Source organism: Pseudomonas sp. FW305-28 (genome assembly GCF_017351395.1).
Taxonomy (GTDB): domain Bacteria; phylum Pseudomonadota; class Gammaproteobacteria; order Pseudomonadales; family Pseudomonadaceae; genus Aquipseudomonas; species Aquipseudomonas fluorescens_AA.
In genome coordinates this window covers 19622-30954 of record NZ_JACNDD010000036.1, presented here as the reverse complement: position 1 = coordinate 30954, position 11333 = coordinate 19622, and the positions used below count along the sequence as shown (strand labels likewise).

Below are 11333 nucleotides of genomic sequence, written 5' to 3'. Positions count from 1 at the left end.
TTCCAACCGAACATGACCACATCATTGCACTTCAGTCGCCGTACCTTTCTCGCCTCAATCCTCGGCAGCATCGCGGCCAACTTTGCCTATGCCAGCACGCCGCTCACGGGTGCCGGCATGCGGGTGGGAATTGTCGGTGCCGGCGTCAGCGGCCTGATGGCCGCGCGCTACTTGCTGGAGCTCATGCCCAACGTAAACATCACCGTGTTGGAAAGCGGTCGGGACTACCACGCTTGCTTCAAGTCGAACGAGGCCCTGGCGGGCCTGCGGCCCGAAAGTGACTTGCGCTTCGATTATGCGAACTGGGCGAACCGCGTGCGCTGGATTCAGGACAAGGTCACTGGCATCGAACCTGGCAAGATACTCACGCAGCGCAATGGCACGCAGGCCTTCGATAAAATCATCATCGCCACCGGTGTGCAGTTCCGCTACGAGGAGATCGAGGGCTTATCCGAAGAGAATTCCCTGAAGGTTCCCCACGCCTGGGGCGGCGAGCCGCAGTTTACGGCCCTCAAGTCACAGCTCAGCAACATCCCGGACAACGGCGTGGTCGTGATCGCACCGCCTGCCGGCACTTATAAGTGCCCACCCGGTCCCTATGAACGTGCGAGTCTCGTGGCGCACTATCTGCGCACCCACAAGCCCAAGGCAAAACTCATCATCGCGGACGCCAACGAGAGTTTCTCCAAGCAGCCGCTCTTCCAGCAGGGCTGGGAGCGTCTCTACGGCTTCGGCACGTCGAACAGCCTGATCGAACGGATCAGTGGCGCCCATGGCGGCAAAGTTATCAGCGTCGATGTGCAGCGCAGACACGTTAAGCTCGAAAGCGGCAACACCATTGCCGCCGACATTTGCAACCTGATCCCGCCCCAGCATGCAGGGACCATGCTGACACGCTCAAACCTGACAAATGAGAGCGGATGGTGCCCAGTGGACAAGGCCACCATGGAGTCGACACTGATGAAGCACGTGTACGTTGTCGGCGACGCTTGCGATGCCGCAACCATGCCGAAATCCGCTTTCTCTGCGACGTCCCAAGCCAAAGTCTGCGCATTTGCAATCGCGACCGAAGCCGCAGGCAATCCATCGCCATCCCCCCATTACATGAACGCTTGCTTCAGCCTGCTGGAGCCCGGCTACGGCATCTCGATCGCCCACCAATACGGGCTGGACAGGTCCAACAATCGTATTATCCAGATGTCTGGAGGGCTGACGGCGCTAGAGGCGTCGCAGGATGACCTGTCACGGGAAGCGTTGTTTTCCGAGGACTGGTTTCAAACGCTCACGCGACAGCTATTTGGCCCCGGTGATCCGTTGGTCTAGAAAGTCTCAGGGTTGCCAGGGACAACACTTCCGATGTTGAAAGTGCCCGCGTTCGCCTGCGGCTGGAACAACTGATTGTCCAGGCCGACGGCGCAGCGCTGGGCTGACCCCGGCACCTTCCACTCCGCAGCGGATGCGATGCACGGTTTTCTCATCGATCGCCTCCCTGTCAGATCCTGTAATAAATAGTCTCGTATGAAGTACTGGAAACCGTTGTAGGATTTCTTCCCCAATCATTTCCAGGTCTGTATGAACACCCTCCAGGAACCTCCCAGTCGCCTTTCAAAGAATCGTTTTCTCTCCTGCGCTCCAGCGGCCTGCATACGCTCGTTGCAGCCCCCTTCCCTCGCATTGACCGTCCGAGGGAGCGAATAATCCATGGAATGGATCGTTGACCCTACGGCATGGCTGGGCCTGCTGACGTTGATCGTGCTGGAGCTGGTGCTCGGCATCGATAACCTGGTATTCATCGCCATCCTGGCCGACAAACTTCCGCCCGAGCAGCGCGACCGTGCCCGTATCATCGGCCTGTCCCTGGCGTTGCTGATGCGCCTTGGCCTCCTCGCCAGCATCTCCTGGATGGTGACGTTGACCAACCCGCTGTTCGAGGTCTTCGGCAAGACGTTCTCGGGCCGGGATTTGATCATGCTGTTCGGTGGTGTGTTCCTGTTGTTCAAGGCGACCATGGAGTTGCATGAGCGACTCGAGGGCCACGTGGCGCAACGCTCCGGCAATGCCGCCTATGCGATGTTCTGGCCTATCGTTGCGCAGATTGTGGTGCTCGACGCGGTCTTTTCCCTGGATGCGGTGATCACGGCCGTGGGGATGGTGGAGCACCTGTCGGTCATGATGATCGCGGTGATGTTCTCGATCGGCTTGATGATGGTCGCGAGCAAGCCGCTGACAAAATTCGTCAACGGCCACCCTACCGTCATCATGCTGTGCTTGGGCTTCCTGATGATGATCGGCTTCAGCCTCACGGCTGAAGGCCTGGGCTTCCACATTCCGAAAGGCTACTTGTACGCCGCGATTGGTTTCTCGATCCTGATCGAACTGTTCAACCAGTTGGCGCGCTCGCGCCGCAAGAAAAGCCTGCAAGGTCTTCGACCGATGCGCGAGCGTACCGCCCATGCGGTGTTGCGCCTGCTGGGTGGCCAAAAGCTGGGGGCCGATGAAGTCGGCGAGGAAATCGCCGACATGCTGGAAGGCGATGAACCGGAGCAGGTTTTCCATCGGCGCGAACGGGTCATGATCAGTGGCGTACTGCAATTGGCCGAGCGCCCGATACGCAGCGTGATGACGCCTCGTGCGCAAATTGACCACCTCGACTTGGCAGACACCACGCAAGACATCCGTACGGCGCTGATGCACTCTTCTTACTCGCGCTTGCCGCTGATCCGCGAAGGACGCGTGGATGAGCCGCTAGGCTTTGTCCATAAGAAAGAACTGCTCAAGGAAATACTGGCGGGCAATCAGCCGAACCTGGAAGTCATGGCGCGCAAAGCCATCAACCTGCTCGACAGCTTCACGATCCTCAATGCACTGGAGCAAATGCGTAAAGAGTCGACCCACATCGCGTTCGTGGTGAACGAGTTCGGTGACTTCGTCGGCCTCCTCACCATGACTGACATCCTGGAATCCATTGCCGGCGAACTGCCGGATGCCAGTGAAATCGAAGGCCCGAATATTGTTCCCCAGCAAGACGGTTTCCTGGTCAGCGGCGCCCTGAATCTCAGTCAGGTCCGCGAACACATCGGCTTCCAGGCGAAAGCGACAGAGGATTACCAGACGCTGGCTGGTTTGGTGATGAGCCTGCTGGATCGCTTACCGATCATTGGCGACACGCTCAGTTGCCAAGGATGGAGCATGACCGTGATGGAGGTTGAAGAACGTCGAGTGACCAGGGTGCTGTTGCGTCAGGAATAAGCACAGAGATGCAATTGAAAGGAGCCATGACGGTGAGTGTCGATATCGATTGCGTAGTCGTGGGTGCGGGTGTCGTCGGTCTTGCCGTCGCGCGGGAAATGGCCCTGGCAGGTCATGAAGTGCTGGTGATTGAAGCCGGAGAAGCGATTGGTATCGGCACAAGCTCGCGTAATTCGGAGGTGATCCATGCCGGGATCTACTACCCGCCCGGCAGCCTCAAGGCCCAGTTGTGCGTCGAGGGCAGGCATGCACTTTATGCCTACTGCGATAGCCATGGGGTCAGCACACGTAAAACTGGAAAGCTGATCGTCGCCAAGGATGAAGCGCAAGTTCGCCAACTGCAGGTCTTGCTCGAGCGAGGACTGGTGAATGGCGTGGAGGATCTACGCCTGCTCGATCGTGAGCAGGCCCTCGCGCTGGAACCTGCGCTTGAATGCATTGCCGCTTTGTATTCGCCGTCGACCGGCATCGTGGATTCCCATGGGTTGATGTTGGCGTTGCAGGGCGATGCTGAAGCGGCGGGCACCACCATAGCGTTCTACTCGCCCCTGATCAGTGTCCAGGTCACCGCTGACGGTTTCCTTCTCAATGTCGGAGGGGCGGCACCGATGGCGCTGTCCTGCCGCCTGCTGATCAACGCGGCCGGCCTTAAAGCGCCTGCATTAGCCAGGCGCATGGAGGGCTTGGCGCAACAAACGGTACCCCGGGATTACCTGTGCAAAGGCAGCTACTTCAGCCTGGCCAAGCGCGCGCCCTTCACACATCTCATCTACCCCGCGCCGGAGGCCGCCGGCCTCGGGGTTCACATGACCTTGGACCTGGGCGGCCAAGCGCGTTTCGGCCCGGACACCGAATGGGTCGAGACCGAGGACTATCGGGTCGATCCATCGCGGGCCAATGCCTTCTATGCAGAGATTCGCAGCTATTGGCCCGATTTGCCGGACAACAGTTTACAACCCGGGTACAGCGGGATTCGCCCGAAAATTTCCGCACCTGGCGAACCTGCCAGCGACTTTCTCATCAGCAGTGAACGGCTGCACAACGTTCCGGGATTGATCAATCTGTTCGGGATCGAATCGCCCGGGTTGACCGCTTGCCTTGCCATTGCCAAGCGGGTTCGGGGGCTGCTTGAGCGCTAGCCGCTGATTTTTTTCCGAACCATCTTCATCAGATTTTCACCGACACCCTCGATGCTTTTGTTCTGCGAAACGACCTGGGCCCCCTCCATCAGATAAGTGAGTTCCATCGCAGCTTCGTTCGATTCGGGCAAATCGGCCGCGACACAGAGATCCACCAGTCGGAGGAACTGCCGCTTTTTATGCGCTTCGATGAGTTGGCGGGCGGGATTTCCTGGCTCGGGTAGCTCCGCCAGTGAATTGGTAAACGGACAGCCCCTATAAGACGCTGCCGAAAGATCCTGGGCGATGAACTCGGCAAACCCGAGAATCTGCGCCTTTGCATCGTCGGCGTACTGCGCCGAAAGCGCGTCGAATATCTCGGAATATTTATCGACGAGCAGCCTTAGCCACTCCAGCACCAGCGCGTCTTTCGAGTCGAAATGCCGGTAGACGGTCATCTTGGTCGACTTGGCCTTTGCCGCGATGGCGTCCACCGTCACCCGACTAATGCCTTCATTGAAAAACAGCTCCTCGGCTGCATCGAGAATCCTTTCTCGGGGAGCTAACTGTGGAATTCGTTCGGGCCGCATGGTGTTCTCCGCTTGACATCGATACTCAACGGTATCTTACTATACCAATGAGTATCGCTCGATACTGATAAGTAATCATACCGCTTTTGCCAGGTAGATGGCTCGGAGAACGCGATGAGAACCACTGAATACGCCGAATACGATGCGATGGGTCTTGCTGAGCTGATCAGCAGCGGTCAAGTCACTCAAGCCGAAGTCAGCGCTGCGGCCCTGTCCGCCATTGAGCAGCTCAATCCAAAGATCAATGCGGTGGTTGAGGTTTGGGGAAATGAACCTCAGGCAGCTACCGGGCCATTCAAGGGCGTGCCGTTTCTGGTCAAGGACTTAGGGCTGACTGCCAAGGGGCACCTGAATGAGCTGGGCAGTCGCTTGGCGACCGGGTGCATTGCCGTTGAAGACTCTAACCTGATGATCCGCTTGCGACAGGCAGGCCTCGTGACCATCGGCAGAACCACCACTCCGGAATTGGCTGCCAGTACAACCACTGAATCCGTATTTTCGGGCCCTACGCGCAACCCATGGGATTTGAGTCGCAGCGCCGGTGGATCGAGTGGTGGCTCGGCCGCTGCCGTAGCCGCCGGCCTGGTACCTGCGGCGCATGCCACCGATGGCGGTGGTTCTATCCGCGTGCCATCAGCCGCTACCGGACTATTCGGACTCAAGCCCAGCCGGGGCAGAATTTCAATGGGGCCTGCGGTGGACGAGGTATGGGCCGGGCTTGCCGTGCACGGTGTCGTCAGTCGAACCGTGCGCGACAGTGCCGCTTTACTGGACGCAACCAAAGGGGCTGCTGTTGGTGATCCCTTTGAGATTGTTAAGACGCAACATTCCTATCTGGCGGAAACGACTCGCGAGCCTGGCTCCCTACGGATTGGCCTTCTCCTGCATCCGCTAAACGCCACTCGTTGCGCCGAACCAATCGCAGAAGCGACCCGCAATGTTGCGGTCCAGCTCCAAGGCCTGGGTCATAGCGTGGAAGAAGTCCGTCTGGACATTGGTCTGAGCTGGGACGGCTTTATTGAAATGAATGCACGGTTCTGGTCAGCCAATACCGCTGCCTGGATCAATGCCATCGCTGCGGCAACAGGCCGCCCCATTGATGTCACCACGCTTGAACCTGCCACGCTTTCGCTGCATCAGATGGGGAGTCAACTCACCGCCATCGATTTGCTTGAGGCCATGCATTCGAGAAATCTTGTGACCCGTAGCATGGGTCACTTCTTCTGCAAATACGACGTCCTGTTGAGTCCGACGCTGCCAGCACTGCCCCCTGCAATAGGCAGCTATAACGATGGGCAGCAGCATCTGGATGGCAGAGGCTGGATAGATCGCGTATTCACCCACTCCCCTTTCACCGCGTTAGCGAATGTCACGGGGTCCCCTTCTATGTCCATGCCATTGGCGTTTGATCCAGCAAGTGGCCTACCTATAGGCATGCAGTTCTCAGCGGGCTTTGGTCGAGAGGACTCACTGCTGCGTCTGGCAGGTCAGTTGGAGCGAGCCTTGCCTTGGGCAGCACGCAAACCTGAGGTTTGGGCTGGAAAGCTGTAGCCCGGTGGGTATCCCTCAGCATTAGCGTGCTAGCCGATAGCCGGCTAGCAGATCTGACCTTTTAGAGCCGCCGAGAAAACGCTCAGCACACGGGATTGCGCAGGTCATGACTCCTGCAGCTTGCGCAACTCACCGCCCTCCGCCTTCAGACGCTCCAGATACGTGCGGGCATCCAACAATTGATAAGGGAAATAAAGCCCTGGCGGAGTCGGTGGCTGGCCGTCCAACCCGAGCAGCCGTTCCAGCGTCATGGCGACGCTGAGGCCGGTCAAGGGCGCAGCGCCTGCCGGGTGGATGACCGCATGACGTGTATGCAGCGGTTCGCCCTTGAGATCATCGCCAACCAGTTCGATGATGATCTCGGTGGACATCGGCCTACCCTGGCGTCGGCTTGAGCTCACCGCGGTGGCCATGTTGAACTGGACATTCGGTGCCCCCGTCGCCGTCGCCAGGCCAACGACATCAATGGACGAAAAGCCCCCAGCCTCGATTTGCGTACCATCCACCGCATGGAATCTGGCCTTGGACTCCTCTCCTTCGCGCCAGACGAACACACCGTCGCGTCGTGTCAGTGCGGCGGGCAGCATGTTGTTCAAGTGTTCAAAGTCGGTGGCGACGGTCGGGCCGCCGGTGTCCTGCTCGTCGACCAGCGCGTTGATACGGATATCGTGGACTCGGCTGAATGCCTGGGCAATGCTCAGTGTCGACACTGTTGTCGCGCCTGCCATCCATTCGTAACCCAGGACAATGGGCGAGGCGTCAGGCCTGTGCATGTACGTCGCGATTTCCGGCGCGATCTCGAAAACACCGGAGGAAATGCTGAGGTGCGGCACGCCGCGCTTCTGCGCAAACCGCAACCCGGCAATAGCGTGGTCCATATAAAAGACCACGACGGCGCTGATCGGGCGATCGCCGAGGCCCAGGTCGTCTGCGGCGGAATCAATCACCACGCCCTGCGCCCGGCCAATGTGCTCCGCGGCACGCTGAGCCTTGGCAAGGTCGCGACCACCGATCAACAGGGGTACATCGGGGTAAGCGGCGCGCAGCGCCCGGGCGGTGTGGTGGCCAATGGCGCCAGAACCGCCCATTAGCAAGATAGGATCAAGTGACATAGTGTGTTCTCCTTGTCTCTGGTTTAAACCTACTTTCAGTAGGTAAGCTAACACAACATCACGCACCTCAACCTACCATTGGTAGGTTTTTATCGACCAGGAACGAAAACGTGCAGAACAACACTGAGCAAAGCGCTATCAGTTCCCCTCCCCGCCGGCTTTCGAAAGCCGAACGGCGGCGACAGTTGCTGGACACCGCGTTATTGATCGTGCGCGAGGAAGACGCGGATCGCTTGACCTTGGGGCATCTGGCCGTGCGCGCCGGCGTGTCGAAACCGGTGGTCTACGATCATTTCGGCACTCGCTCGGGGCTGTTGATCGAGCTCTACAAGTGGATCGATACCGAGCGGGTCACCGCTTTCCGCGACGCCATGTCCAAGACTGCGCGGAGCCTGGAAGAGACGGCGCTAGTCCTGGCCAGCGCCTACATTCATTGCGCGGCCGATAACACCGACGAATTCCATGCCGTGGGTGCAGCCCTGGCAGGCAGCGAGGAGAAGGCGGCGGTGTTCCAAGAGCTTCTGGATAACTGTGTGCAGATGTTCATGTCTGTGCTCGAACCTCATGCGACGTGGTCAGCGGACGAACTCGAGCGATGCTGCATTGGCCTGGTTGGCGCGGGAGAAGCCCTGTCCGGCGCGTTGGTACGGGGGCGGCATGGCGAAGACGAGGTCATCGGAACGTTCGCTTCACTGATTCGAAGCGTCGTAGAACCGACAGGAACGCAGCGTTAGTCGCTGCCCTAACGGCCCCGAGATGCTTACTGTCCGATTGGCTGCTGTGGTGCTCAACGCAGCTTCAAATACACCCCAGCCAATCCGTCCTGTGAATCCGCGTTATAGCCAATGACCGCAAAGCCTTTCACCAATTGAATGTGATACGGCCCGTTCTTCTCGCTGGCTTGCGGCTCGCGCACGATGATCAGGTTGTCGGTGTCCATCGGCACGATGTGATGTTCGGTCACGTTGTCCTTCGTGGTCACGGTGAACTCAGCGACTTCTTTCCCATTGGCGTCGCGGTCCGGGAGGATCTTCAAGTCCAGATCCGCGTCGTGCCCCGGGGCATCCTGGCGCATCCGGTAATGGCCGCTGCGCTGGTCAGCGTCGACGTCGTCGATTTTATCGGCATCCAATTCCCGTTCTTCATCATGCAGCAGGACAGCCCGTTGGCGGTCGTCGCCCTTGGCATCGCTGATCCATGTGCCGGTGAAAAAATAGGGTTCGACTTTTTCCCGGGAGATCCGCCAGGTACCCGTTTGACCACCGTCGCCGGCATATTCATGGAGGCTGACAAGGCCATCGTCAGCATCTTCCCGAATGCCCAGCAGCTTGATCGGTTCGCTATTGTCCGCCTGGGTATAGCGCACTTCGCCAATGATCACGGCGCCTTGCGCCTGATACCAGAGCTCTACCGGGGTCTTGGCGTCGAAGGTGCCGGCAAGGATCACCGGATCCTCCTTTTCCGGACCTTCCAGGCGCGACTGTTCGTGCCACTGGCCTTCTTTCAATTCACCCGTGGTGCGCAGCGTGTAGCCGCCGGGCATGCTGGTGTTTTCGCCTGGCTCGGTAGGCTGGATTTGCTCTTCGGTGCTCGAATAGAGCAGCACCAACTCGTCGCCACGCATTTTCCAGTGGGTGGCGCGCGTCCAGCAACAGTCGCGGTCGGTTTGCGAAAGCAGGATGCCGTCCAGCGGGCTGACGGAGAACATGCCTTTGCTGTCCTCCTTTGCCAGGTTCGTCAGGGCCGGGTTGAGGGCCCATTGGGTTTTCTGCGGGTCTTGCAGGTAGACGTCGAATGTCGGTTTGTAGCTCGCCTCGGGATCATTGCCGTTGCGAATCGCCAAGTCCTGGCGGCCGTCGAAGTACAGCAGGCTCTGGGGGCCAAGTAGCCAGTTATCGACCTTACCGTTGCGGTCCACGGGCACATTGCCGGCGGGCGTCTGCAATTGCTGCAGGGTTTCGAGGGTTTTGCTGTCGCGCACGGTAATGAACGCTTGTGCCAGCTGATGTGGATCTTCCGGCGGCTCCGGGAACAGCACTTCGATCAGGTACTGACCGCTGCGATCATTCACCGAAAACGCCCGCGGCTCGGCCATGACCGAGGCCGTCAGAGCCGTGGAAAGAAGCACACTGCCGACAAGCGAACGCATCCATCGACTTCCTTGCTGAATTCGGGGCCGCAGTTTAGCGACAACCGTGATTCATCGCGAGACGACTGTTGCTATCAGATAAGCCCGGACTGTAACTGACGCCCTCCTCGCCCTTCGCTTACTGTCGTGGCTCATCCCACGGAGTGTTCCCCATGCCGGATACCGCCAATCTCTACCTGTTCGTGGTTGCTGTCGTACTTCTGCTGATCGTTCCGGGGCCCAACATGGCCTTTGTCACCAGCCATGCGTTGGCCCACGGCTGGCGTGCCGGCGTCGCAGCCGCCCTCGGCATTGCCTTTTCGGACGCGCTGATGACGCTGATGGTCAGCGCTGGCATTGGCGCGCTGGTCATGAGCTGGGCGCCAGCGTTCGACGTGCTGCGCCTGGCCGGGGCCGGTTATCTGCTGTGGCTGGCCTGGCAAGCACTCAGAACACCGGCAGCGACGCAGGATAGCCAGCTCCAGGCGGCTTCACTGTGGAAAATCTTCTGCCGAGGCGCCCTCAACAGCCTCTTGAATCCCAAGGCGCTGCTGTTCTTCATGGTGTTCCTGCCCCAGTTCGTCAACCTCAAGGCCGGCGGCGTGGGCTTGCAGTTGATCTTCCTTGGCGCCTTGCTGGCACTGATTGCACTGGTCTTCCATACGCTGCTGGGTGTTGGCGCCGCACAGCTCAGGGCAAAACTGGCAAGCGGTGGGATTTCAAGACGCCTGGGCACCTATGGTTTTGCCGGGGTCATGGCAGCGCTGGCGGCACGCCTGTTGTTTCTTGACCGACCGCTTTGACCTGCGGCGCCTCTGCGCCAGCCGTTGTCCTATGCTTACTCGACCTATTGCCGGAGCTGGATCAATGTCGCTCTCCGAAACCACCCTCCTCCAAAGCTGGCAGCACAATGCCCAAGCCTGGATAGAAGCCATCCGCACGGGGGCCATCGAAAGCCGTCAGACGGTCACCGACCAGGCCATGCTGCTGGCAGTACTGAGCCGTCAGCCCGAGCGCGTGCTGGATCTGGGTTGTGGCGAAGGTTGGTTGTTGCGGGCGCTGGCTGAACGGGGCGTCGAGGCGGTGGGTGTGGATGGCGACGCGACCTTGGTCGATGCGGCCCGGGCGTCGGGATCCTCGCCGGTGCATCTGGCAAGCTATGAAGCACTGGTAGAGGCGAAGGTGGACGTCGGCAGCGGCTACGACCTGGTCTGCGCCAACTTCGCCCTGTTGCATCAGGACATCATCCCGCTGCTCGCCGCCATGAACGCCTTACTCAGCCCTGGCGGTGCACTGGTGATCCAGACGTTGCACCCCTGGACCGTGGTGGCGGGTAACTATCAGGACGGCTGGCGGGAAGAGACCTTCGATGGGTTCAAAGGCCAATGGCAGCCGATGCCATGGTACTTCCGCACCTTGTCCAGTTGGCTCAATGCCTTGGACATGGCTGGTTTTCGACTGGTGGGCCTGCAGGAGCCGCAGCACCCGCAAAGCCCGGTGCCGCAGTCACTGCTTCTGGTGGCCGAACAATCCCCGTCATGGCGTTAGCGACTCGACGGCCCCCCCTTCGGTGTTACCGGAATAT

The 11333-nt window shown here is 59.5% G+C and carries 10 protein-coding genes; 7 read left to right on the top strand and 3 right to left on the bottom strand.

The window, feature by feature from the left end; translation table 11 throughout:
• Window positions 1–12 precede the first annotated feature (12 nt).
• From J4E53_RS11035 to J4E53_RS11025, 3 genes are all read left to right on the top strand, one after another.
• Complete coding sequence (locus tag J4E53_RS11035; protein ID WP_103308733.1) at window positions 13–1323, top strand: NAD(P)/FAD-dependent oxidoreductase; 1311 nt, start codon at window positions 13–15, stop codon at window positions 1321–1323.
• A gap of 378 nt (window positions 1324–1701) precedes the next feature.
• Complete coding sequence (locus tag J4E53_RS11030) at window positions 1702–3249, top strand: TerC family protein (protein ID WP_103308731.1); 1548 nt, start codon at window positions 1702–1704, stop codon at window positions 3247–3249.
• Window positions 3250–3281: 32 nt separating this feature from the next.
• Entirely contained in the window at window positions 3282–4388 is a 1107-nt protein-coding gene (locus J4E53_RS11025; protein WP_103308737.1) for an NAD(P)/FAD-dependent oxidoreductase, read from the top strand.
• On the opposite strand, the gene J4E53_RS11020 is transcribed toward J4E53_RS11025, so the two are convergent.
• Window positions 4385–4957 carry a TetR/AcrR family transcriptional regulator gene (locus J4E53_RS11020; RefSeq protein WP_103308730.1) on the bottom strand — a complete coding sequence of 191 codons (573 nt, stop codon included), beginning with the start codon at window positions 4955–4957 and terminating at the stop codon, window positions 4385–4387. The two genes, J4E53_RS11025 and J4E53_RS11020, sit on opposite strands and share 4 nt — an antisense overlap.
• A 114-nt stretch (window positions 4958–5071) precedes the next feature.
• Between J4E53_RS11020 and J4E53_RS11015 the strand changes: the two genes are divergently transcribed.
• Entirely contained in the window at window positions 5072–6508 is a 1437-nt protein-coding gene (locus J4E53_RS11015) for an amidase (protein ID WP_103308729.1), read from the top strand.
• A gap of 104 nt (window positions 6509–6612) precedes the next feature.
• Here the strand turns inward: J4E53_RS11015 and J4E53_RS11010 are convergent, their stop codons facing one another.
• The gene (locus J4E53_RS11010; RefSeq protein WP_103308728.1) at window positions 6613–7620 is read right to left on the bottom strand and encodes a saccharopine dehydrogenase; all 1008 of its coding nucleotides are present in this window, start codon (window positions 7618–7620) and stop codon (window positions 6613–6615) included.
• A gap of 110 nt (window positions 7621–7730) precedes the next feature.
• On the opposite strand from J4E53_RS11010, the gene J4E53_RS11005 reads away from it, so the two are divergent.
• A complete protein-coding gene (locus tag J4E53_RS11005) occupies window positions 7731–8354 on the top strand; it encodes a TetR/AcrR family transcriptional regulator (protein ID WP_177431704.1) in 624 nt (207 codons plus the stop codon).
• A 53-nt stretch (window positions 8355–8407) separates the two neighbouring features.
• On the opposite strand, the gene J4E53_RS11000 is transcribed toward J4E53_RS11005, so the two are convergent.
• Window positions 8408–9769: an XAC2610-related protein gene (locus J4E53_RS11000; protein ID WP_103308727.1), complete on the bottom strand. Its 1362-nt coding sequence runs from the start codon at window positions 9767–9769 to the stop codon at window positions 8408–8410.
• 152 nt (window positions 9770–9921) lie between these two features.
• On the opposite strand from J4E53_RS11000, the gene J4E53_RS10995 reads away from it, so the two are divergent.
• Entirely contained in the window at window positions 9922–10551 is a 630-nt protein-coding gene (locus J4E53_RS10995; RefSeq protein WP_060742303.1) for a LysE family translocator, read from the top strand.
• 64 nt (window positions 10552–10615) lie between these two features.
• Window positions 10616–11296 carry a bifunctional 2-polyprenyl-6-hydroxyphenol methylase/3-demethylubiquinol 3-O-methyltransferase UbiG gene (locus tag J4E53_RS10990; protein ID WP_103308726.1) on the top strand — a complete coding sequence of 227 codons (681 nt, stop codon included), beginning with the start codon at window positions 10616–10618 and terminating at the stop codon, window positions 11294–11296.
• The last annotated feature ends 37 nt before the right edge of the window (window positions 11297–11333 follow it).